The sequence below is a fragment of the Microbacterium proteolyticum genome (genome assembly GCF_030818075.1).
GTDB classification, from domain to species: Bacteria; Actinomycetota; Actinomycetes; order Actinomycetales; family Microbacteriaceae; genus Microbacterium; species Microbacterium proteolyticum_A.
This window is the reverse complement of record NZ_JAUSZZ010000001.1, coordinates 3,035,658-3,057,182: the sequence shown is the minus strand read 5'-3', so window position 1 is coordinate 3,057,182 and position 21,525 is coordinate 3,035,658. Positions and strand designations below refer to the sequence as shown.

At 70.1% G+C, this 21,525-nt stretch carries 21 protein-coding genes and 1 pseudogene; 15 read left to right on the top strand and 7 right to left on the bottom strand.

Going from position 1 to position 21,525, the window contains the following annotated elements; translation table 11 throughout:
* Window positions 1-15: 15 nt before the first annotated feature.
* Window positions 16-1,251, bottom strand: a complete 1,236-nt coding sequence (locus QE392_RS14195) for an NAD(P)/FAD-dependent oxidoreductase (protein WP_307452856.1) — start codon at window positions 1,249-1,251, stop codon at window positions 16-18.
* Window positions 1,252-1,391: 140 nt separating this feature from the next.
* On the opposite strand from QE392_RS14195, the gene QE392_RS14190 reads away from it, so the two are divergent.
* Window positions 1,392-1,790: an arsenate reductase ArsC gene (locus tag QE392_RS14190; protein ID WP_307452854.1), complete on the top strand. Its 399-nt coding sequence runs from the start codon at window positions 1,392-1,394 to the stop codon at window positions 1,788-1,790.
* 43 nt (window positions 1,791-1,833) lie between these two features.
* Here the strand turns inward: QE392_RS14190 and msrA are convergent, their stop codons facing one another.
* Together msrA and msrB are read right to left on the bottom strand one after the other, a co-directional pair.
* Entirely contained in the window at window positions 1,834-2,388 is a 555-nt protein-coding gene (gene msrA / locus QE392_RS14185; RefSeq protein WP_307452851.1) for a peptide-methionine (S)-S-oxide reductase MsrA, read from the bottom strand.
* Window positions 2,389-2,426: 38 nt separating this feature from the next.
* Window positions 2,427-2,885 (bottom strand): peptide-methionine (R)-S-oxide reductase MsrB, encoded by a 459-nt coding sequence (gene msrB, locus QE392_RS14180; RefSeq protein ID WP_307452849.1) that lies wholly within the window; start codon window positions 2,883-2,885, stop codon window positions 2,427-2,429.
* 266 nt (window positions 2,886-3,151) lie between these two features.
* On the opposite strand from msrB, the gene QE392_RS14175 reads away from it, so the two are divergent.
* On the top strand, window positions 3,152-3,976 hold the full coding sequence (locus tag QE392_RS14175) for an SDR family NAD(P)-dependent oxidoreductase (RefSeq protein ID WP_307452847.1): 825 nt from the start codon (window positions 3,152-3,154) through the stop codon (window positions 3,974-3,976).
* A gap of 16 nt (window positions 3,977-3,992) precedes the next feature.
* Here the strand turns inward: QE392_RS14175 and QE392_RS14170 are convergent, their stop codons facing one another.
* Complete coding sequence (locus QE392_RS14170; protein ID WP_307452844.1) at window positions 3,993-4,265, bottom strand: hypothetical protein; 273 nt, start codon at window positions 4,263-4,265, stop codon at window positions 3,993-3,995.
* A gap of 75 nt (window positions 4,266-4,340) precedes the next feature.
* Here QE392_RS14170 and QE392_RS17570 point away from each other — a divergent pair.
* The 7 genes and pseudogenes from QE392_RS17570 to QE392_RS14140 all read left to right on the top strand — a co-directional run.
* Window positions 4,341-4,847: pseudogene (locus QE392_RS17570) on the top strand (DUF2510 domain-containing protein); the annotation flags it as partial.
* Between the two features lie 75 nt (window positions 4,848-4,922).
* Complete coding sequence (locus QE392_RS14165) at window positions 4,923-5,696, top strand: G5 domain-containing protein (RefSeq protein WP_307452841.1); 774 nt, start codon at window positions 4,923-4,925, stop codon at window positions 5,694-5,696.
* A 32-nt stretch (window positions 5,697-5,728) separates the two neighbouring features.
* Window positions 5,729-6,451, top strand: a complete 723-nt coding sequence (locus QE392_RS14160) for an NUDIX hydrolase (protein ID WP_307452839.1) — start codon at window positions 5,729-5,731, stop codon at window positions 6,449-6,451.
* A gap of 112 nt (window positions 6,452-6,563) precedes the next feature.
* The gene (gene pgi, locus QE392_RS14155; protein WP_307452837.1) at window positions 6,564-8,303 is read left to right on the top strand and encodes a glucose-6-phosphate isomerase; all 1,740 of its coding nucleotides are present in this window, start codon (window positions 6,564-6,566) and stop codon (window positions 8,301-8,303) included.
* Between the two features lie 373 nt (window positions 8,304-8,676).
* On the top strand, window positions 8,677-9,585 hold the full coding sequence (locus tag QE392_RS14150) for a phospholipase (RefSeq protein ID WP_307452835.1): 909 nt from the start codon (window positions 8,677-8,679) through the stop codon (window positions 9,583-9,585).
* A gap of 90 nt (window positions 9,586-9,675) precedes the next feature.
* Window positions 9,676-10,254: a PadR family transcriptional regulator gene (locus QE392_RS14145; RefSeq protein ID WP_307452833.1), complete on the top strand. Its 579-nt coding sequence runs from the start codon at window positions 9,676-9,678 to the stop codon at window positions 10,252-10,254.
* Window positions 10,255-10,306: 52 nt separating this feature from the next.
* Complete coding sequence (locus tag QE392_RS14140; RefSeq protein ID WP_307452831.1) at window positions 10,307-12,004, top strand: ABC1 kinase family protein; 1,698 nt, start codon at window positions 10,307-10,309, stop codon at window positions 12,002-12,004.
* A 31-nt stretch (window positions 12,005-12,035) separates the two neighbouring features.
* Here QE392_RS14140 and QE392_RS14135 read toward each other — a convergent pair whose 3' ends face one another.
* Complete coding sequence (locus QE392_RS14135) at window positions 12,036-13,580, bottom strand: MFS transporter (protein WP_307452829.1); 1,545 nt, start codon at window positions 13,578-13,580, stop codon at window positions 12,036-12,038.
* A gap of 89 nt (window positions 13,581-13,669) precedes the next feature.
* Between QE392_RS14135 and QE392_RS14130 the strand changes: the two genes are divergently transcribed.
* Window positions 13,670-14,341: a cysteine hydrolase family protein gene (locus QE392_RS14130; RefSeq protein ID WP_307452827.1), complete on the top strand. Its 672-nt coding sequence runs from the start codon at window positions 13,670-13,672 to the stop codon at window positions 14,339-14,341.
* Window positions 14,342-14,362: 21 nt separating this feature from the next.
* On the opposite strand, the gene QE392_RS14125 is transcribed toward QE392_RS14130, so the two are convergent.
* Window positions 14,363-14,944 carry a PadR family transcriptional regulator gene (locus tag QE392_RS14125; protein ID WP_307452825.1) on the bottom strand — a complete coding sequence of 194 codons (582 nt, stop codon included), beginning with the start codon at window positions 14,942-14,944 and terminating at the stop codon, window positions 14,363-14,365.
* 179 nt (window positions 14,945-15,123) lie between these two features.
* On the opposite strand from QE392_RS14125, the gene QE392_RS14120 reads away from it, so the two are divergent.
* The 5 genes from QE392_RS14120 to QE392_RS14100 all read left to right on the top strand — a co-directional run bounded on the left by QE392_RS14120 (window position 15,124) and on the right by QE392_RS14100 (window position 20,330).
* Window positions 15,124-16,068, top strand: coding sequence for an ABC transporter permease (locus tag QE392_RS14120; RefSeq protein ID WP_307452823.1), 945 nt, complete (start codon window positions 15,124-15,126; stop codon window positions 16,066-16,068).
* Entirely contained in the window at window positions 16,065-16,952 is an 888-nt protein-coding gene (locus tag QE392_RS14115; RefSeq protein WP_307452820.1) for an ABC transporter permease, read from the top strand. Before QE392_RS14120 ends, QE392_RS14115 begins: the two co-directional genes overlap by 4 nt.
* Window positions 16,949-17,917: an ABC transporter ATP-binding protein gene (locus tag QE392_RS14110; RefSeq protein WP_307452818.1), complete on the top strand. Its 969-nt coding sequence runs from the start codon at window positions 16,949-16,951 to the stop codon at window positions 17,915-17,917. Before QE392_RS14115 ends, QE392_RS14110 begins: the two co-directional genes overlap by 4 nt.
* Window positions 17,914-18,672 carry an ABC transporter ATP-binding protein gene (locus QE392_RS14105; protein WP_307452816.1) on the top strand — a complete coding sequence of 253 codons (759 nt, stop codon included), beginning with the start codon at window positions 17,914-17,916 and terminating at the stop codon, window positions 18,670-18,672. The genes QE392_RS14110 and QE392_RS14105 overlap by 4 nt, the downstream gene beginning before the upstream one ends.
* Before the next feature lie 65 nt (window positions 18,673-18,737).
* Window positions 18,738-20,330, top strand: coding sequence for an ABC transporter substrate-binding protein (locus QE392_RS14100; protein ID WP_307452814.1), 1,593 nt, complete (start codon window positions 18,738-18,740; stop codon window positions 20,328-20,330).
* Between the two features lie 75 nt (window positions 20,331-20,405).
* On the opposite strand, the gene QE392_RS14095 is transcribed toward QE392_RS14100, so the two are convergent.
* Window positions 20,406-21,398, bottom strand: a complete 993-nt coding sequence (locus tag QE392_RS14095) for a lytic transglycosylase domain-containing protein (RefSeq protein ID WP_307452813.1) — start codon at window positions 21,396-21,398, stop codon at window positions 20,406-20,408.
* Between the last annotated feature and the right edge of the window lie 127 nt (window positions 21,399-21,525).

The window sequence follows — 21,525 nt, the reverse complement described above, 5'->3', positions numbered from 1 at the left end:
TCTGCCCGGTCGCCCTCACCCCGCGAGGTCAGCGAGCACAGCCTCCGCCGCTCGCTGCCCCGATACGAGCGCACCCTGGATCGACGCGGTGTCGCGGTGATCGCCGGCGATGTAGCGTCCGTCGCCGAGCCGCACCGAGCGTCGCAGTCGTCGCGGCGGGTCCTGCGCAGGGAGGGCGCCGACGATGTCGTCACGGCGCAGCAGACGCCACGGCCGGGTGTCGGCATCCCAGATCTCGGCGAGCTGGCGCCGGATGCCGTTCTCCGACGCCCTCGACGGCATCACGCACGTCGCCTGGATGAGGTGTTTCCCGCGGGGAGCGTAGGTGGGCGCGGTGTTCGTCATGACGGCGGTGTTGACGATCGGGCCCCGACGGCGGCCGTCGACGCGGAGCGCCGCGTCGCGCGACGGGGCCGCAGGGGCGGCGAACCACCACGTCTGCAGACCACGGGGGCGGGGGAGCGGCACATCGAGCGAAGGGTCGAGGCCCGTCGCGATGACCACGGCGCGGGCGGTCATGGCATCCCGTCGCTCGATGCCCACGTGCCAGCCGCGCGCGCGATCGCGGGTCGAGACCACGCGGTGCCCGAGACGGATCCCGACCCCGGCCCGACGGGCGGTGTCGGCGAGCTGCGCGGGGAGCGCCCCGATGCCGGCCGCAGGGACGCCCGGTCGCCCGAGCGCGAAGCTGCGGACGAGCAGGCGGACGAAGGCGTCGGAGGTCTCCTGTCGGTCGTCGGCGAGCACGCCCGCGAGGAACGGTTCGAGGACGGTGTTCCGCAGCGGCCCGCGGACGCCCGCACGATCCCACGCCTCCTCCAGTGCGCGGTCGGGCCCCGCCTTCGCCGCACGCGCGGAGAGAATTGTGGGCAGGGCCCATCGGGCGAGGGCGGGCAGGTCGGCGGGCCGCACGAGCCCGCTCCGCAACGTCTCCGGAAGCGACAGCGGATGCCGCACGGGGTGCGCCAGCCGCGCGAGCCCGTCGTCGAGCCGCACACCGACCGCCACCGGGAAGCGCCGCAGCGCGAGAGCGTCGACGTCGACCCACCGCCGAACGGCCGGGTACGCGGGGTTCAGCACGTGGAAGCCCAGGTCGAGACGGAACCCGTCGACGATGTCGGTGCGCTCAAGTCCGCCGACGGCGTCGTGCGCCTGGAGGACGACGACATCCCGGCCGGCTTCGGCCAGCGCCGTCGCGCAGCGGAGACCCGCGAGACCCGCGCCGACCACGATGACGTCGTATCCGCTCATGCCGCGAGCCTATGGATCCCGGCCGCTCCGCCTGTGGGGCTTGCGCGTTGCGGGGCTGTCGAATGCTCACGGCGCCGAGTGTCGCGGCGGACCGACGCCGGCGTCACCTGCTGTTCACCGAAGTGCGCCAGGGTGTTCCGATGGCATCCGTCACGATCCTCTTCGTCTGCGTCCACAACGCCGGCCGCTCTCAGATGGCCGCCGGCTACGCCCGGGCGCTCGGCGGCGACCGTGTCACGGTCCTCTCCGGCGGAAGCGCCCCCGGCGCGGCGCTCAACCCGATGGCGGTGGCCGCGATGGCCGAGGAGGGCATCGACATCAGCGCTGAGGTGCCGCAGCTGCTGCTCACCGACGACGTGAAGGCGTCCGACGCGGTCATCACGATGGGCTGCGGCGACGCGTGCCCCATCTTCCCCGGCAAGCGTTATGAGGACTGGGAGCTCACCGACCCCGCGGGCAAGGGGCTCGATGAGGTGCGCCCGATCCGCGACGAGATCAAGGGTCGCGTCACACGCCTGCTCGACGACCTGTTGACATGACGAAGGGCCCGGATGCCGTGGCATCCGGGCCCTCGCTCTCGACTTACGCCGACGCTTCCTCGCGCTTGGGCAGCACCCAACCGGGACGCACGAAGTGGCACGTGTAGCCGTTCGGGATGCGCACGAGGTAGTCCTGATGCTCGGGTTCGGCCTCCCAGAAGGGGGCCTCGGGCTCGATCGTCGTGACCGCCTTGGCGGGCCAGATGCCCGACGCGTCGACGTCGGCGATGGTGTCGCGGGCGACCTTCTCCTGCTCGGGCGAGAGCGGGAAGATCGCGGAGCGGTAGCTCGTGCCGACATCGTTGCCCTGACGGTTCAGGGTCGACGGGTCGTGGATCTGGAAGAAGAACGCCAGGATGTCGCGGTACGACGTCTGCGTGGGGTCGAAGACGATCTCGACGGCCTCCGCGTGTCCGGGGTGGTTGCGGTACGTGGCGTGGTCGTTCTGGCCGCCGGTGTAGCCCACACGCGTGTCGAGCACGCCGGGCTGGCGGCGGATGAGGTCTTCGACGCCCCAGAAGCAGCCGCCGGCGAGGACGGCGGTCTCGGTGCCGGGGCGACGGGGGATCTCGCCGGTGTCGGAAGGTCCGCTGGTCATGCTGGTGCTCCTTTTGCGGTCGCGGAATGAGAAGAGGTTCATGAGGCGCGCGTCTCGCTGAAGAGGGCGAGGTACGCGCCGTAGCCCTGCGCCTCCAGCTCGCTGACGGGCACGAAACGCAGAGCCGCCGAGTTCATGCAGTATCTCAGGCCACCTGCCTGGCGAGGGCCGTCGTCGAAGACATGGCCGAGGTGACTGTCGGCGCCGGCGGAACGCACTTCGGTGCGGGTCATCCACAGGGTGCGGTCCGTCTTCTCGACGACGGCGGCGTCGTCGATGGGCTTGGTGAAGCTCGGCCATCCGGAGCCGCTCTCGAACTTGTCGGTCGACGAGAACAGCGGCTGGCCCGACACGACGTCGACGTAGATCCCTGCCTCGTGGTTGTCCCAGTACTCGTTGCGGAACGGCGGCTCCGTCGCGTCGTCCTGCGTGACGGCGAACTGGCGGTCGGTGAGGCGGCTGAGTGCCTCCGACGTCTTCCGGTACTCCGTGCTCACGGTTCGTGTCCTTTCGTCCTGACGTCCAGTGGTGGGCGTCATGAAAGAGAACGTCGTCGCCGTCGTTTTTGGTCCCGCGGGACTGTGAGCGGGCTGTGAGTTCGCAGCGCCCGTCCTTTTCCTCCTATGCGGAGACGGCCCGGGATGCCGGGACACGCGCCGCGTCGACCGGGTTCGCTGTACGGGCACGGGCAGCCGAGGGCAAGCCCCGGCGGGCGGACAGGTGCCGAGGTTAGCGTGGCTGCCCTTGAGAAGGAGAGGATGCCATGACCCGCACCATCGTCATCACCGGAGCCAGCGACGGCATCGGCGCCGCGTCTGCGAAGCAACTGGCGCAGCTCGGCGAGGAGGTCGTGGTGGTCGGGCGCAACCCCGACAAGACCGCCCGCGTCGCGCGTGCCCTCGGCGTAGATTCGTTCGTCGCGGACTTCAGCGACCTGGCGCAGGTGCGGGAGCTGGCGGCATCCCTGCTGGAGAGGTATCCGCGCATCGATGTGCTGGCCAACAACGCCGGCGGGGTGTTCGGCGACCGCACCGTCACTCGCGACGGCATGGAGCTGACGTTCCAGGTCAACCATCTCGCCCCGTTCCTGTTGACGAACCTGTTGCTCGACCGGCTGCGGGAGTCGCGTGCGTCGGTGATCCAGACCTCCAGTGCCGCGGCCCGATTCCCGGGCTTCGACGTGGACGATCTGCAGGCGGAGCGTCGGCACTCGTCGACGTCCGCGTACGGCCACGCCAAGCTCGCCAACGTGCTGTTCACGAAGGAGCTGCACCGCCGCTTCGGCGACCAGGGGCTCTCGGCGGTCGCGTTCCACCCGGGCGTCATCGCGTCCAGCTTCGGATCCACCTCGAACGGGCCGTGGAAGTGGCTGTACGGGGGGCCGCTCGCCCAGCGCCTGATGACCTCGACCTCCGTCGGCGGGGCGCGGCTCACCTGGCTGGCGCTCGGCAAGCCCGGCGTCGACTGGCAGCCGGGCGGCTTCTACGCGAACAACAAGCCCGCGCGGACGAACCGCCTGGCCGACGACCCCGTGGTGGCGAAGCAGCTGTGGGAGCGCAGCGCCGTCCTCGCCGGAGTCGAGGGCTGACCCGACCGGGGTGACCTCACTGCACCCCGGCGCGCGGGGGCTCGACCGTCCAGCCGAGGCGTTCCAGGGCCTCCGCCAGCCGCCGGGCCTGCGCCCACGCGATCGCGCCCGAGACGTCGCTGTAGATGTCGATCGCGAACGGGGGCGGGTCGGCGAACCTCGGGATCTCGACCTCCGCCCAGGCGTGCGGTGCCAGCCACACCCGCGGCTGTGCCGTCCCCGCGTCTTCGATGCCGCCGTCGGCCGCGAAGGCGATCACGTCGAGCGCGTCGATCTTCGTGATCGGCATATTCACGACGAGGGTTACCGCGTGCAGCGCTGACGCCATGGGACCACCTCCGTCGCTTCATCTTCACACGCAGGGATGCCGCGGGGGCCGGACCTTGACGCACGGACCAAGCTCGCCCGCATGCCTTCATCGCTCGCGCGCCGGAGCAGTGACGTAAGGCACTCGAACTCGCGACCACGTCGGGCGACGACGCCGCCGGCCGGACGGTGGCCCGGGGCGTCTGCGTCGATACCGCCACGACCCCGCCGCGGGCGCCGCGCCGGGCGGGCGCCCCTGAGTCGCGAGGACGTCTCCCTGCGTCAGAAGCCCACCGGCCGGCGCGCCCTGGTCGTGCTGGCCGTCGTCATTCTCGTCTTCGGGGCCGCAAGGCTCCCCGCCCCGGCGCGGAAAATCGCGGAACAGCCGCCGAAGTGGACACCCACCGTTCCAATCTGTTTCACTGAGCCGACTCGTCGGGCGAGGGGGCTCGACGCGAGTGGGGGATATGTCATGAGCGGGCAGCAGCCTGGGTGGTTTCCGGACCCTTCCGACGCGACACGGTGGCGGTGGTGGGACGGCGCGGCGTGGACGGATCAGGTTGGCGAGAACGGCACTCGGCGCTCCGACCCCCTTCGCGCCTCGAAGCGGCGCGCAGGCCTCCCGATCTGGGCGTGGATCGTGATCGCGGTCGTCGCGCTGGGGGTCGTCTTCTTGCTCTGGCCGGTCGTCATCCTCGCCGCACTCGTCGTCCTGGTGATGGGGATGGTGGACGTCTTCACCGGGAGGCGCACATGGGCGCGCTTCCCCTCACGTCGGGCTGCTGTCGGAGCAACCGCCGTGGCGGCGGCGATCGTCCTCACCACGGGCGGGGTGACCGCGGCACTTCCGCGTCCGTCTGTGGCCCCGGTGATCGCCGAACCCTCGGCATCCGTCTCGCCTTCGGCGATCGCGAGTCCCAGCCCGACCCCCGAGCAGGCGGTCACGCCGACCGCCGTCGTCGCGACCACCCAGGTCTCGGTCGTCACGCCCGTCCCCTTTGAAAGGGCCTCCGTCGACGACGCGACGATCGCCCGCGGCGAATCCCGCGTCACCACTCCAGGGGTCGACGGCGAATCCACGGCCGTCTACCGCGTGACGACGACCGACGGCGTCGAGACGGCGCGCGTGCTCGTGAGCGAATCGGTCACGCGAGCGCCGGTCTCGGAGGTCACCTCCGTGGGCACCTACGATGCCCCCGCGCCCGTCGCCGCCGTACCACCCCCCGCCGAGCCGCCGGTGTCGGAGGGATGCGACGAGAACTACGCCGACGCGTGCGTCCCCATCGACTCGGATGTCGACTGCGCGGGAGGCAAGGGAAATGGCCCGTCCTACTTCGACGGCGTCGCGCGCGTCGTCGGCGCTGATGTCTACAAGCTGGACGGCGACGGCGACGGGTGGGCGTGCAACGGCTGACCGCGTGACGCGCCCGATGGTGTAATCGACCCATGCCCTCCCCTCGCGCGCAACTGGAAGAGCTCCTTCGTCACCCGCGCCGCGAGACGTTCGCCGACCTCCACGCCCTCCCGGTGACCGGCGAAGCCCGCGCCGCCGCGATCCTCATCCTCTTCGGCGTGCTCGATGGCATCCCGAGCCGACGACGCGCGGCCTCCGTACCGAGCGATCTCGACGTGCTGCTGCTCGCGCGCGCCCGCACGCTCCGCGCACATCCCGGACAGGTCGCGTTCCCGGGCGGTCGCGTCGACCCGGGCGATGCGGGACCGGTCGATGCGGCCTTGCGAGAGGCGCACGAGGAAACCGGTCTCGATCCGGCCGGCGTCGACGTGCTCGGCTCTCTCGACAGTGTGCCGTTGGCGTACTCGCGACATGACGTGACGCCCGTGCTCGGGTGGTGGGCGCGTCCGACACCCGTGCGCGCCGTCGATGAAGCCGAGTCCGCCGAGGTGTTCCGCGCGCCCGTGGCCGACCTGCTCGACCCCGCGCGTCGGGGCGTGACCGTGCTGCGCCGTGACGGCGTGGACTGGCGTGGTCCTGCTTTCCTGCTCGACACCGCCCGGGGCCCCCGCACACTCTGGGGCTTCACCGCGATGGTGCTCGACGGTCTGTTCGACCGCCTCGCGTGGACGGAGCCGTGGGACGAGCGCCGCGAGATCCCGCTGCCCGAACCGGTCACGACCGAACGGCCGGGACCCGCCGTGCCCAGCGGGTGACCGACCCACTGCCGGCGCGGAGCGGCTCGCGGCAGTCCGAGCGCGCGAGCGATCCCGCGCGTCGGCGTCATCCGTCGTGTGCGCGCTCGCGTGGATCGCTAGCGTGGTCTCCGTGACTGCGCCCATCGATCCCACCACCACCGCCGCCTGGTCCCGCCTCGCCGAGTTGAAGGACTCGTTCGAGCCGGATCTGCGCGGCTGGTTCGCCGCCCATCCCGACCGCGCCCGCGAGCTCACCCGCACCGTCGGCGACCTGCACGTCGACCTGTCGAAGAACCTCGTCACCGGCGAGGTGCTCGACGCGCTCGTCGCGCTCGCCGAAGAGACGGGTGTGCGCGAGCGCTTCGCCGACATGCTCCGCGGTGTCCACCTCAACACCAGCGAGGATCGCGCCGTGCTGCACACGGCGCTGCGTCGGCCCGCGGGTGCGGAGCCGGCTCTCGTCGTCGACGGCCAGCAGGTCGACCACGACGTGCACGAGGTGCTCGATCGCCTCAGCGCCTTCGCCGACCGCGTGCGCTCCGGCGAGTGGCGCGGTGTGACCGGCAAGAAGGTCGAGACCGTCGTCAACATCGGCATCGGGGGCAGCGACCTCGGGCCGGTCATGGTCTACGAGGCGCTCCTTCCCTACGCAGACGCTGGGCCCACGCGCCCCGAGGCTCCGCGCGGCGCGTCAGCGACGGGTGGAGAGGGCGTGGGGAGTATCCACGCGCGGTTCGTCTCGAACATCGATCCCGCCGACATCGCGCAGAAGACCGCCGACCTCGACCCCGAGACCACGCTCTTCATCGTCGCGTCCAAGACGTTCACCACCCTGGAGACGTTGACCAACGCCCGCCTGGCGCGTGACTGGCTGTGGGAGAAGCTCGGAGCCGCGGGCGCGATCGACGACACGGATGCCGCTCGCACCGACGCCGTCGCCCACCACTTCGTCGCGGTGTCCACTGCTCTCGACAAGGTCGAGGCGTTCGGCATCGACCCGACCAACGCGTTCGGCTTCTGGGACTGGGTGGGCGGCCGGTACTCCGTCGACTCCGCAATCGGTCTGTCGCTGGCGATCACGCTCGGCCCGGATGCGTTCCGCGACCTGCTCGCCGGATTCCACGCGGTCGACGAGCACGTGGCATCCACCCCTCTCACCGAGAACGTTCCCGTCCTCATGGGTCTGCTCAACGTCTGGTACACGAACTTCCTCGGTGCCCAGTCGCACGCGGTGCTGCCGTATGCGCAGCAGCTGCACCGTTTCGCGGCGTACCTGCAGCAGCTCACCATGGAGTCCAACGGCAAGTCGGTGCGCTGGGACGGCACGCCCGTCACCACCGACACCGGTGAGGTGTTCTGGGGCGAGCCCGGCACGAACGGTCAGCACGCGTTCTACCAGCTCATCCACCAGGGCACGCGTCTCATCCCGGCCGACTTCATCGCTTTCGTCAACCCGGCCTACCCGCTGGCCGACGAAGGACGCGACGTGCACGGTCTGTTCCTGGCGAACTTCCTCGCGCAGACGAAGGCGCTGGCATTCGGCAAGACCGCCGAAGAGGTCGAGGCCGAGGGAACCACCGGGGCGCTCGTCGCCGCGCGCACGTTCCCCGGCAACCGTCCGACGACGTCGATCTTCGCCCCGTCGCTCACGCCGTCCGTGCTGGGTCAGCTCATCGCGCTGTACGAGCACATCACCTTCACGCAGGGCACCATCTGGGGCATCAACTCGTTCGATCAGTGGGGCGTCGAGCTGGGCAAGCAGCTCGCCCTGCAGATCGCGCCGGCGATCGAGGGGGATGACGAGGCCCTCGCCGCGCAGGACGCCTCGACGCGCGGGCTGCTCGATTACTACCGCGCGCACCGTTCCTGACCGCTGCGCGGCCGACATCGTGAGGTCGGGCCGGTCCGAAGACTTTCAGGATCTTCGGACCGGCCCGTTCCTCGTCACCGGCGAAGTACCGGTTGGGGCGGCCTGAGCCTTCGCTCGAGAGTGCGACCGGCGTCGAGAAAATCCCGGTCAGGCAGACGATGTCACGCGTCGGCAGCGCCTCGGATCCCGCAGCCGAGCGTGCCGTCCGCACGCCGTCCACCCCCGCCCCGCAAGAAGCACCGCTCACACGCGGCATCCAGGTAACGAAGAGATAACGTCCAGAACCGGCCCCCACACTCGGGGACTTGTGTCGACCCGACGACACGAGATCGCGCTCGATCCCGAGGAGCGCGCCACGACGAAAGTTCTCTCTTTGCTCCGTTCTGATCTGAAGCTCCAGCACGTCCACCGCGCCCGCCGCACGCTCGTCACGGCCGCCACCTGCGCCGGCCTCGCGTTCGGTCTGGTCGCCACCACCGGTCTCGCCGTCGCCGCACCGCTGTCACTGCCCGACGCCTCGGCATCCTCGTTCTCCGCACCCGGCTCGGCCACGGCCCTCGCCGGCGCGCCCACACTCGACGAGGTCACGACCGGCGCGACGGCGGCCCGGACCGATGCCGAATCGGCGCTCTCGCGCGCCGAGGCGGTGCGCGCCGACGTCACCGTGACCGCTCTGCCCCTCTCGGTCGGGGATGCCTCGATCGACACCGCAGCCCTCCAGGACGCGGTGAAGCGCCTCGACTCGACCGATCTGCTGCCGGTGCTCCTCGTCCCCGCGCTCAGTCAGAACGCGCAGAGCGAGGTGGAGCGGCTGACGACCCGCGTCGACGAGGTGCAGGCCAGCCTCGACCAGGCGAAGGCCGAGAAGGCGGCAGCGGATGCCGCGGCCGAGGCACAGCGTCAGGCCGAGGCCGCCGCGGCTGCGGAGGCGCAGCGTCAGGCGGATGCCGCCGCCGCCCTGGCCCGCGTGAACACTCCCGAGGGGGCCAAGGCCTACGCCGCGCAACTCATGAGCGAGAAGTACGGCTGGGGGAGCGAGCAGTTCTCGTGCCTGTCGTCGCTGTGGACCAAGGAGTCCGGCTGGAACTATCAGGCCTACAACAGCGACGGTGGGGCCACCGGCATCCCGCAGGCTCTGCCCGGGAGCAAGATGGCGAGCTTCGGCGACGACTGGCAGACCAACGCCGCGACGCAGATCGCGTGGGGTCTGGACTACATCTCCCGCGGCTACGGCACCCCGTGCAGCGCGTGGGGTCACTCGCAGGCCGTGAACTGGTACTGAGAATTCCCCCCGCGGTCGCCCGCGCCCCTCATCAGCGATATATCGTTATGTATCGCTGACTCAGATCGGGTCCGCGCGAAGGAGGTCGTCATGAGTGGTTCATTCCTGGGAGACGCGTTCGGCGGACGCGGTGGCACCAACGCCCCCGGGTGGCCGATGTCCAACATCCTCGAGGGTCTCGAGCAGCTCCGCACGCAGTTCGAGCAGAAGACCGGTTCGTCGCCGCGGATGAACAAGGGCGACGTGCGCTCCGGCGTGCTGTCGCTGCTGCTCGAGCAGCCCATGCACGGCTACCAGATCATCCGCGAGATCGAAGAGCGCAGCGGCGGATCGTGGAAGCCCAGCCCGGGTTCGGTCTACCCGACGCTGCAGCTGCTGACCGACGAAGGTCTCGTGCAGGCCGAGGAGTCGAACGGTCGTAAGACCTACTCGCTCACGGCCGAGGGTCGAGCGGCCGCGGGTGACGAGACCACTGAGCGCACCGCGCCCTGGGAGTCCGCGACGACGCGCGACAGCGGCCGCATGACCGTACTGCCCAAGGCGGGGGTCGAGCTCGCCCAGGCGGCTGCCCAGGTCGCGCGAACCGGCAATAAGGAGCAGGTGCAGCAGGCGGTGGAGATCCTCGACGAGGCCCGCCGTAAGCTCTACTCGATCCTCGCCCAGGGCTGAGGTTGATCGAGCTCGACGTGCGCCGCGCGTCCGTCGGCATCCAGGAGAACCGATGACCGACGACGCCCTCATGAAGGCCCGCTACCGGCGGATCACGCGCTTCGCGGCGCGCTACCTGGTGCAGGCCTGGTGGTACGAGCTCTTCCTGCCGCGGTTCGGCCTCGGGTGGATATCCGCCCGGGGCCGCACCCGTCGGTTGCAGCGCATCGCCCGCCGCTTCCATGTGCTGGCCGTCGACCTCGGCGGCCTGATGATCAAGGTCGGGCAGTTCATGTCATCCCGCCTCGACGTGCTCCCACCGGTCATCACCAAGGAGCTCGAGGGGCTGCAGGACGAGGTGCCGGCCGTCCCGTTCGCGCAGATGCGCGTCCGCGCGGAAGAAGAACTCGGGATGCCCCTGGAGCGCGCCTTCGTGAGCGTGAATGAACGACCGCTCGCCGCCGCATCTCTCGGTCAGGCGCACCGCGCCGTGCTCACCGATGAGCTCGCGGTCGACACGGGGCTGCGCGCGGTGGTGCTGAAGATCCAGCGCCCCGACATCGACCGCATCGTCGAGGTGGACCTGCGCGCGCTGCGCAAGGTCGGCGTCTGGCTCAGCCGGGTTGCGCTCGTGCGCGATCGCGTCGACATGCCCTCGCTGGTGGAGGAGTTCGCCGTCACGAGCCTGGAGGAGATCGACTACCTGCACGAGGCGGCGAACTCCGAACGGTTCGCCGCGGACTTCGGGGGAGAGGGCGGCGTGGCCGTCCCCGAGGTCGTGTGGGAGCGCACCACCCGCCGTGTGCTGACCCTCGAGGACGTCAGCGCCATCAAGATCAACGACGTCGACGCGCTCCGCGACGCCGGCATCGACCCGTCCGAGGTCGCGGCGCGCTTCGCCGCGGTGATGTTCGATCAGCTCTTCGACGACGGCTTCTTCCACGCCGACCCGCACCCGGGCAACGTCTTCGTGACGCCGACCGGGGCCCTGACGGATGCCGGCACCCCGGCTTGGCGTCTCACGTTCATCGACTTCGGCATGATGGGCGACGTTCCGCCCGGTCTGCGGCGGGGCCTGCGCCGCGTCCTCATCGCCGCGGCATCCCGTGACGGAAAGGGCCTGGTCGACGGCATCCGCGACGTCGGCGTGCTGCTGCCCTCGGCCGACACGATCCAACTGGAACGGGCGATGACGCAGTTGTTCTCGCGCTTCGGCGGCATGGGTTTCGCCGAGCTCCAAGAGGTCGACCCGCGCGAGTTCCGCGCGTTCGCCATCGAGTTCGGCGATGTGGTGCGCGCGTTGCCGTTCCAGCTGCCCGAGAACTTCCTCCTCATCATCCGCGCGATGTCCCTGACGAGCGGCATGTGCAGTTCCCTCGACCCCGCATTCAACATCTGGGATGCCGTCGAGCCCTATGCGCAGCGTCTGATCCGCGAGGAGAGCGGCAACACCGTCCAGGCGCTGGCCCGGGAGGTGGGCGCTGTGGCCGCCGTGACCGCGCGTCTGCCGCGCCGCGCCGACAACCTCATCTCGCGCCTGGAGGAGGGGTCGCTCTCCGTCGAGACTCCCCGCATCGAACGGCGGCTGCGCGATCTCGAGCGGATGATCCGGAGGGTGGTGTCGTCCGTGCTCTTCGCGGGACTGCTCGTCGGGGGAGTGCTGCTGCAGGCGGAGCAGGCGGTGCTCGGCACGATCCTCATGATCCTCTCGCTCGGTCCGCTCGCCCACGCGCTGCTCGCGGGCGTCATCGCCCGGCGCAACGGCGCCTGAGGGTACCGGCGACTCTCCGCAGCCTCGCGCTTCACTGTTCGGGAGCAGAACCGTGCCCGACGAGGGGCGCTGTGCGCGCGCTCGTCGAGCGGGCCGCATCGGGAGACGCGTCGTGAGAGACGTCGTTCGGCGTGTGGTGGCGACGGTCGCCGCCCGGGTGGCGGAGGTGGTCCGCGAGGGCGATCATCCCGCCGATCGCGAGAAGGCCGGAGACGAGCAGGAGGGCGAGCATCGGCCCCGCCGCCGGCTGCCCGCCCGGTGTCGGTGAGGAGAACAAGGTGTAGTAGACCACGAGCGCCGCGGCCATCCCCACGGCCGAGCCGGATCGCTGGGAGAACTGGATCAGAGACCCGGCGACGCTCGAGCGGTGCTCGGGGGCGAACTGCAGCGTCCGTGCCTGGTTCGCCGGAGCGGCAGCGCCGGCTCCGAGGGAGCTCAGGCTCAGGAGCGCGACGACGACGACGGGGAGCGCGCCGGCCGGCACGAAGCCGAACGCGAGTCCGATCGCCGCGAGGGTCACCGCGCTGACGCCGATGCCGATCGCTATCAACGGGCCGTCCGTCGCGCCCGCGCGCGAGGCGATCCACGCGCCGAGAAGGCTGGCGACCGTGGTGGGCAGCATCCACAGCGCGGTCTCCAGCGGGGACAGGCCCGCGACTTGCTGGAGCGCGATCGTGACGATGAGGGTGCCACCCGTCGCTGCCGCGTGCATGAAGCCCGAGACGGCGACACCCGCACCGAAGTGGGGGAGGGCGAACAGCCGGGGGTCGATCAGCGGCTCGCGGCCGCGGCGCACCACAAGCCGCTCGTACAGCATGAATGCGCCCAGCACGACGACCCCGGCGGCGGTGATCGCGTACGGCCAGGGTGTTGCGGGAAGCGCGCCCGACGACGCCGACAGCGGCGCGATGGCTGCCACGACGCCGAGGCCGAGGAGGAGGGCGCCGACGGCGTCGAAACCCGCCCGCCGAACCGACGGTGGTTCGACGATCATCGTCGCAGCCACGGGCACGACGACGAGACCGGCCACCACCGTGACCACGAAGAGGAGCCGCCAGCCGAGCGCGTCTCCGGCCAGGTTCATGATGACGCCGGCGAGCACGGGCGCGCCCAGGGAGGTGACCGTGAGAACGGCGGCGAGGGTCGCCAGCGGCCGCGCGCGCTCTGATGCCGGGTACATGCGCTGGATGATGCCGAGCACTTGCGGCATCAGCAGTCCCGCGCCCACGCCCTCGACGACGCGTCCCGCGACGAGGAGCTCCGCTGTGGGAGCCGCCGCGCACGCGATGCTGGCGACGACGAAGATCGAGGCGCCCACCAGGAAGACCGTGCGTCGGCGCAGCACGTCACCGATGCGGCCGGCGGGGACGAGCGTCACCGCGTACGCGAGCGTGTAGCCCACGAGCATGAGCTGCACCGTCGCGGGGTCGCCGCCCATGTCGTCCTGGATCGCCGGCAGGGCGATGCCGAGCTTGGAGACGTCCAGAATCGTCAGCGCGGCCGCGGCGACGAGGACGACGAAGACGCGTCGACGTCTCGCGGAGGAGAGGGGCGCCGACATCGGCGGTGCGGACACTCTGACCTCCGTGACGGAAACACTGAAGAAACACGCAGACTCTATAACAGAATTGGACTATCAAACCACACTACTTGATTGGGGATGCCATGACCTCGCGCACCGCGCTGATCATGATCGACATGCAGAACATGTACCTGCAGCAGGAGCGGCGCAGCGCTCTCGGGTGGCCGCCCATCTGGGAGTTCGACCGGGTGGTCGCCGAGTGCGCGGCTCTTCTCGAGGCCGCGCGGGACGCCGGAGTGCCGGTGATCTACACGCGGCAGACCTCCCGGGTCGACGGTGCCGACATGACGCCCAGCATGCGGAGACTGCTCCGTGACGCTCCCGCGGATGAATCGCCGATCGGGGCCGAAGAAGAGTGGGGCTCCGCGATCCTGGATGCCGTGGCTCCCGCTCCGGGCGACATCGTCATGGAGAAGCACCGCTGGGACGCGTTCTTCCAGACCGACCTCGATCAGATCCTGCGCAACCTCGACGTCACGCGACTGATCGTGGCGGGCCTGCAGACCAACGTCTGCGTCGAGACCACCTCGCGCACCGGGATGATGAAGAATTTCGACGTCGCCGTCCCCGAGGACGCCGTCTCGACCGATGGGGAGGCGTTGCATCGCGCCGCCCTGGACTCCCTGCGCGTGCTGTATGTCGAGGTCGCGCCGTGGCGCGAGCTGCTCGCGCCGGACGCCGCGTGGGAGCGCCGCTTCACCACGCCCGGCTACGGGCGTCAGCCTGCCGACATGGCGACGATCGTCGGCCGGTAGACGGGCGGGCGTGTCGGAGCGTCAGATCTTCGCGGGGATGGCGCCCGTCAGCAGCTCGGGCACGGGCGATGCGGGGTCGTGCAGCATCGCCCGGAGCTCCTCGAGCCAGTCGAGCATGAGGTCCGTCTGGCGCAGCCACAGCGTGTACAGGGCGCGGCGGCTGCGCCACACGGGACTGTCGGGGTCTTCTCGCTCCTCGTCCCACGAAAGCAGGAGGTGACGGAGGCTGAACTGGCGTTGCCGTTGGAACGTCACTTCGGCATCGAGCAGATAGTCCGCATCGGCGGGGTCGAGCACCCAGAGGTTGAGCAGCCGCAGCGCCGCATCGTCGCGGATGCCATGATCCGGCTGATCATGCAGGAGCCACCTGCGGAGTTCATCGAGGCCGCGGTCGTTGATGACGTAGCTCGTCCGACCCCGTTCCGTGCGCTCCGTGATGTCGATCAGTCCGAGCTTCTCCATCTTCGCCAGCTCCGAATACACCTGTGACGGGCTCGCATGCCAGGCGCGGTCGTTGACGTCGTTGAAGCTGGCGTTGAGGTCGTACCCGGTCCGAGGTCGCCCCCGGGACAATGCTGCCAGGATCGCGTGCCGCAGGGCCATCTCTGTCCTTTCGTCGGCGGGATGGACGCGAGACGCGTCGTTCAGACGTGTCGATGCTAACGGCGTCCCCGTGGCGTCGAGCGGTGCCCGACTCTTTCATCGCCAAGAAACCCGGGCGTAACACGGCTTCCCTAATAATTCCAATTATGGACTACAAAGCCATAGCGCAAAATCGCCTCATGCGGCTCGTCGCCGGACGACTCGCCATGACAGTGATCACCGCGTTGTTCATCGCGATCGTGGTGTTCTTCGCGATCAGAGCGATCCCGGGGGACCCTGCCCTGGCGATCCTCGGCACCGACAGCACGCCCGAAGAGCGCGATCGTCTGCGCGTCGTCATGGGGCTCGACCAGCCGCTGCCCGTCCAGTTCGCGATCTGGCTCGGTCATCTCCTCTCCGGCGATCTCGGCTATTCCTACAGCCAGGGGCGCCCCGTCGCCGACATCATCGGACCGGCGTTGCAGAACACGCTGCTCCTCGGTGCGACGGCGAGTGTCATCGCCGTCCTCCTCGCACTGGCGATGGGCAACCTGGCGACCTCCCGCTGGCGCGGGGTGCGTCGAGGTGTGGACGGCATCGAGGCGCTCTTCCTCTCCGCGCCGCAGTACACGGTCGCCCTGCTGCTGCTCATCGTGTTCGCCGTGCTGGTGCCGATCTTCCCCGCCGGGGGAGTCAGCACGCGCGGCGACGGCTCGCCCGCTGACGTCCTCACCCACCTGGCTCTGCCGGCGCTGGCCCTGGCACTGGCGCCGGGGGCGCAGATGGCACGTTCGCTCAAGACCTCGATCTCGACCCTCTCCGCTTCCGAACTGCTCCCCACCCTCCGAGCGCGAGGCCTGGCCCCCTGGCGGATCGCCGTGCACACGCACCACAACGCCCTTCCGCCGATGATCACCGTGCTCGGGATCCAGGTGGGCACGATGCTGGGCGGCGCGCTCTTCGTCGAGCAGATCTTCAGCATCCCGGGGCTGGGGGCCCTGGTCGTGCAGTCGGTCGGACTCCGTGACTACACCCTCGTCCAAGCGGTCGCCCTGCTGATCGCCGTCATCTTCGCCGTCGTCCTCCTTCTCGCGGACGTCGTCAACGCCCTGCTCGACCCGCGGATCAGAAAGGGACGCGCGTGACCTCCGTTCTCCCACCCCGACAGCTGCCGGTCGAGGCGGCGCCGCGCTTCCGGCGCCGATCGCTCTGGCGGCGGATGCCGCTGCGCAGCCGCATCGCACTCACCATCGTCATCGCGCTCGCCGCGCTCGCCGCCGCGGCTCCGCTACTGCCGATCGCCGATCCCCTCACGGGCGAGCTCTCGCGCCGCCTGCTGCCGCTGTTCACCGACGGACACGTCCTCGGCACCGATACGCAGGGCCGTGACATGCTCAGCCGCCTGCTCTCCGGCATCCGGACCTCTCTCGTGGCGGGCGTCGTCCCGATCGTGATCGCCACCGTCCTCGGACTCGCGATCGGCACCATAGCCGGCCTCGCGAACAAAACCGTCAACACCGTCCTCATGCGCGGGGTCGACCTTCTGTTCGCGTTCCCGGGTGTGCTGCTCGCTCTCCTGCTGGCGATCTCGCTCGGAGTCGGACTGGGCACCTTGATCCTGGCCTTGACCCTCGTGTGGATCGCGCCGGTGGCGCGGATCGCCGAGACCGAGGTGGCGCGGGTGCGAGACCTCGACTTCGTCACCGCGGCGCGGTCGAGCGGAGCATCGGATGCCACGATCCTCGTGCGCCAGATCATTCCGGTCGCGCTGCCTGCCGTCCTCGCGTACTCCACGTCACTCGTGGGCGCGAACGTGGCCATCGCCGGCGGTCTCGGCTTCATCGGTCTGGGCGTGCCGTCACCGCAGCCCGAACTGGGCTCGATCCTGTTCGAGATGCAGGCCGCCATCTACACCGACATCGCCCTGGCCCTGGAGCCCGTCGTCGTCATCCTCGCGCTGTCGATGCTGTTCCCCCTGATCGGTGACGGACTCCGCGACGCGATCGCCGGGAAGGGAGCCCTGTCATGAGTGCGACGACACCGCACGTGCCGGCAGGAGGTCTGGCGGCATCCGTACCCCTCGTGCTCGACGCGAGCGACATCCGCGTGTCCTTCCCGCGGCCCGGGAAGGCCGCATCCACGGTCATCGACGGAATCGGGCTCGGTCTCGAGCGAGGGCAGGTCACCGTCCTGCTGGGGGAGTCCGGCAGCGGGAAGACCGTCTTCGCGCGAGCGATCACCGGACTCGCGCCCGCGAGCGCGACGGTCACAGGAACGGCCCTCTTCGACGGTGTCGACCTCGTGACCGGATCGCGTGCCGCGTTGAGGGCCCTGCACGGCCGGCGGATCGGTGTCGTGCCGCAGGATCCGAACGCCGCGCTCGATCCGATGCGGCGGATCGGCTCGCAGATGATCGAGACGCTGCGCCAGCACCGGCAGGTCTCCTCGACGGCGGAGGCGAAGCGGCGCGCCGTCGAGCTGCTGGAACAGGTTCAGATCCGCGATCCCCACCGCGTCATCCGGTGCTACCCGCACGAGGTTTCGGGTGGGATGCGTCAGAGGATCGCGATCGCGATCGCCATCAGCTGCGGGCCGGAGCTCATCGTCGCGGACGAGCCGTCGAGCGCGCTCGACGCGTCGGTGGGGGCGCACGTCGTGGCCCTTCTCGACGGTCTCCGGGAGCGTCTGCACACGGCGATCCTCTTCATCACGCACGACATCGGCATCGCGGCGCGCATCGCGTCACAGCCGCACGATCGTGTCGCCGTCATGCTCGGCGGACAGATCGTCGAACTCGGCTTCGCCCCGTCCGTTCTCGCCGCGCCTCGTCACGCGTACACCCGTGCGCTGCTGGCTGCGGAGCCGTCCGTCGAGGTGCCGCGCGGCCAGCTGGCCGTGGTGCCCGAGTCGGTGCGATCTCGTCGGGAGTGGGGACCCCTCGTCGACGTAGCCCCGGGCCACGCGGTCACCGCAGAAAGCGAGCTCCTGTCGTGAACACCATTCTCGAAGGTCGCGGCATCGTCAAGACGTTCGGTGACTTCACCGCCCTCCACGGCATCGATCTGCGTCTCGAACCCGGGCGTACCCTCGGCGTGGTCGGAGAGTCGGGCAGCGGGAAGTCGACGCTCGGACGCATCGTCATGCGGTTGATGAAGCCCGACGCGGGAACAGTGCTGCTCGGCGGACGCGACCTGTTCGCCCTCAGCAGGTCGCAACTGCGGCGGGCGCGGCGCGACTTCCAACTCGTGCCCCAGGACCCCCGCAACGCGTTGAACCCCACGGCCACCGTGGGGGAGAGCCTGATGTTCCAGCTCGCGGCGCAGGGGGTGGCTCGCCGGGAGTGGCGGACGCGGATCGACGACCTCCTGCAGACGGTCAGCCTGTCGGGCGACTACGCCCACGCATACCCGCACGAGCTGTCCGGCGGGCAGGCGCAGCGCGTCGCGATCGCCCGGGCCATTGCCGGTCGCCCCCGACTCCTCGTCTGCGATGAGGCCGTCTCCGCCCTCGACAAGTCGGTCCAGGCACAGGTGCTCAACACCTTCGCCGAACTGCAGTCGGGGCTCGGCGTCGCGCTGTTCTTCATCACCCACGATCTCGCCGTCGTCGAACACATCGCCGACGACCTCCTCGTCCTCAACCGCGGCCGCGCGGTGGAGGAGGGCCCCACCGTCGACGTGCTCCACGCGCCGTCGGATCCGTACACCCGAGAGCTTCTGGCGGCGCGGCACCCGATCCCCGCCGCCTGAAGGCACCACACCCCACATCACCCGCCCGGCCGCGTCGTCACGTGGCTTCCACCCACAGGAGAACCATGCGATCCCTCACCTCCCCACCGCGTCGGGCGCTGCTCGGCGCCGCCGTCGCTCTCGCTGCGGCGCTCACGTTGTCGGCGTGCGCAGGCAGCACGACGCCGTCGGCCGGCGACGATCAGACGCTCGTCGTCGGCTCCCAGATGGCGTCCTTCCCGAGCCTGGACACCGGGGCCATCACGACCGCCGGCTATGAGGGGCAGCGGTTGATCGGAAACCTCATCTACGAGGGCCTCACCAAACGCGACGTGTCCGACCCGAACGCCCCGGCCGGCGTCGCCCCGGCGCTCGCCTCCTCGTGGGAGGTCTCCGATGACGGCCTCACCTACACCTTCGCCCTCCAAGAGGGTGTGACCTTCCATGACGGAACCGCGTGGAACGCCGATGCCCTCATCTTCAACATCGACCGTTACATGGATGAGAACGATCCGAACTACGACCCGGTGCTCATCACCTACTACACGGTGTTGAACTTCGTCGACTCGGTCGAGAAGGTCGACGACATGACGGTGACGTTCACGCTGAACCAGCCGTTCGCGTTCTTCCTCGCCGACCTGTACAACGTCTACTTCGCCAGCCCCGCCTCGCTCGAGGAGTCAGGATCCGCCGGCCAGGCGACCCATCCGGTCGGAACCGGACCCTTCCGATTCGACGAACTGCAGCAGAACCAGTCGATCTCGTTCGTGCGAAACGACGACTACTGGGGTCGCGTCCCCACGCTCGACCGTCTCACGGTCGAACTCATCCCCGACCCGTCGGCGCGCACCGCGGCGCTGCGTTCGGGACGTGTGGATTGGATCGAGGCGGCCCAGCCCGATGATCTCGCCAGTCTCGAGTCGGCCGGGTTCGTCGCCACCGGCAACGCCTTCGATTGGGAGTGGTCCTGGCAGCTCATGACGGGCGAGAAGCCCTTCGACGACATCCGGGTCCGTCAGGCGATGAACTACGCGATCGATCGGGATGCCATCGCCGACGACCTGCTGCACGGTACGGCCGTCCCTGCGCACCAGATGTTCGCCGGCGCGAGCCTGTACTACACCGCCGACGATGACCTGTACGACTACGACCCCGCGAAGGCGAAGGCTCTGCTCGCCGAGGCGGGGTACCCCGACGGCGTGGCGGTCAAGGTCGGCTACATCACCGCGGGGTCGGGCTCGATGCAGGCCAAGGCCATGAACGAAGCCCTGCAGACGCAGCTCTCGGCCGTGGGCATCGACGTCACTCTCGAGCCGGTCGACTTCTCCGGCATGTACGCCAAGCTCGGCGCGGGCGACACCGGCTGGCAGGCGGCCAACCAAGCGTTCAGCCTGGAGCAGCCCTCGAGCTGGAAGGGCTTCTGGTTCGGGTGCGAGGGGAACTTCTTCGGCTACTGCAATCCCGAGGCCGAGGCGCTCTACGATCAGGCGTTGGTCACGGTCGATGACACGGAGCGCGCCGCGCTGCTGACCCAGGTCGGCCACCTGGTCACCCAGGACGCCGCATGGCTCTTCGTGGTCAACGACACGGCCCCCCGCGCGATGTCCGCAGCCGTGACGGGCTTCGAGCAGCCGAAGAGCTGGTGGATCGACTTCACGGGCATCTCGATGAAGCGCTGATCCGCGGCGCCTTCTCGTTCCCGGATGCCACGAAGCCCCGGACACCGCGCAGGCGTCCGGGGCTTCGTGCGGGTCTCAGTACCAGCCGGTCGACTGCGAGTGTCCCCACGCACCGCAGGGGTCGCCGTAGCGGCCCGAGATGTAGCCCAGGCCCCACGAGATCTGCGTCGCGGCGCTGGTCTGCCAGTCGGCGCCGGCCGAGGACATCTTGCTGCCGGGGAGTGCCTGCGGGATGCCGAAGGCGCCGCTCGAGGCGTTGTAGGCCTGGTAGTTCCAGCCCGACTCCTTGTTCCACAGCGAGACGAGGCACGAGTACTGATCGTCGCCCCACCCGCGCTCGGCCACCATGACGCGCGCGGTGGCCTGGGCGCCCGCGGGGCTGTTGTCACCCGTGCCGCCGCCGGTGGCGATCGGCGCAGGCGATCCGCCGCCGCTGCTCGTCGACGCGGAACGCTCCTCGGCCGCGGCTGCCTCTTCGGCGGCCTTCGCCGCCGCGGCAGCAGCCGCCGCTTCGGCTTCCTGGCGGGCCTTCTCCGCCGCTTCCTCCGCGGCCTTCTTCGCCACGGCGGCGTCGAGGCTGCCGCGCAGCTCCGCGACGCGCTGATCGACGGTCGCCGTCGCGGCGGTGAGGTCGTCGGCGAGATCGGGGAGGAACGTCGCGGGCAGCGCGGACGCCGCCTGCAGCCGTTCGGTGGCGTGCTCGAGAGCGCTGGTGTCGATCGTGGCCGGCTGGCCGATGTCCAGTCCGGATGCCGCGATGTCGGCTTGCACGGTGGAGGCGGCCCGCATCGAGGTGCCGGCCGCGGACTGCGCCGTGCGCGCCTCCTCGACCTCGGTGCCGTGGGCGGCGACGAGCGCGGTCGGAGTCGTGGCTGACGCGAGGGTGAACGTCGCGGTGGACAGGTCGACCGGCGAGGCGGTGGCGGCCGGAGCGGTGCCGGTCAGGGTCGCTGCCGCGAGCGCGCCGATCATCAGCGCACCCGTGGTCGCCACGGGCCGGCGACGGGTGCGACGCGCGGCGAGGCGGCGGTCACGGCGGTTGGACGTGGGCGTCGAAGAAGAGCGCATAGAACCGGTTTCACGTGAGGGGGGACGGCGCGGGTATCGCCATCCGACCCGCGTTCTGCGGGCACGGAACCGGGAGCCTGGCACGTGATTCTGGATGCCACCTGGGCGCGCGTGGTGCGGAGGGACC

Excerpts from the sequence above, each read along its gene's own strand:
- QE392_RS14170 (WP_307452844.1), bottom strand. The coding sequence starts at position 4,265 with ATGCCGATCACGAAGATCGACGCGCTCGACGTGATCGCCTTCGCGGCC.
- QE392_RS14120 (WP_307452823.1), top strand. The coding sequence starts at position 15,124 with ATGCGGCTCGTCGCCGGACGACTCGCCATGACAGTGATCACCGCGTTG.
- QE392_RS14140 (WP_307452831.1), top strand. The coding sequence starts at position 10,307 with ATGACCGACGACGCCCTCATGAAGGCCCGCTACCGGCGGATCACGCGC.
- QE392_RS14095 (WP_307452813.1), bottom strand. The coding sequence starts at position 21,398 with ATGCGCTCTTCTTCGACGCCCACGTCCAACCGCCGTGACCGCCGCCTC.
- QE392_RS14145 (WP_307452833.1), top strand. The coding sequence starts at position 9,676 with ATGAGTGGTTCATTCCTGGGAGACGCGTTCGGCGGACGCGGTGGCACC.
- QE392_RS14190 (WP_307452854.1), top strand. The coding sequence starts at position 1,392 with ATGGCATCCGTCACGATCCTCTTCGTCTGCGTCCACAACGCCGGCCGC.
- QE392_RS14110 (WP_307452818.1), top strand. The coding sequence starts at position 16,949 with ATGAGTGCGACGACACCGCACGTGCCGGCAGGAGGTCTGGCGGCATCC.
- QE392_RS14130 (WP_307452827.1), top strand. The coding sequence starts at position 13,670 with ATGACCTCGCGCACCGCGCTGATCATGATCGACATGCAGAACATGTAC.
- QE392_RS14125 (WP_307452825.1), bottom strand. The coding sequence starts at position 14,944 with ATGGCCCTGCGGCACGCGATCCTGGCAGCATTGTCCCGGGGGCGACCT.
- QE392_RS14160 (WP_307452839.1), top strand. The coding sequence starts at position 5,729 with ATGCCCTCCCCTCGCGCGCAACTGGAAGAGCTCCTTCGTCACCCGCGC.
- QE392_RS14100 (WP_307452814.1), top strand. The coding sequence starts at position 18,738 with ATGCGATCCCTCACCTCCCCACCGCGTCGGGCGCTGCTCGGCGCCGCC.
- QE392_RS14195 (WP_307452856.1), bottom strand. The coding sequence starts at position 1,251 with ATGAGCGGATACGACGTCATCGTGGTCGGCGCGGGTCTCGCGGGTCTC.
- QE392_RS14175 (WP_307452847.1), top strand. The coding sequence starts at position 3,152 with ATGACCCGCACCATCGTCATCACCGGAGCCAGCGACGGCATCGGCGCC.
- msrA (WP_307452851.1), bottom strand. The coding sequence starts at position 2,388 with ATGACCAGCGGACCTTCCGACACCGGCGAGATCCCCCGTCGCCCCGGC.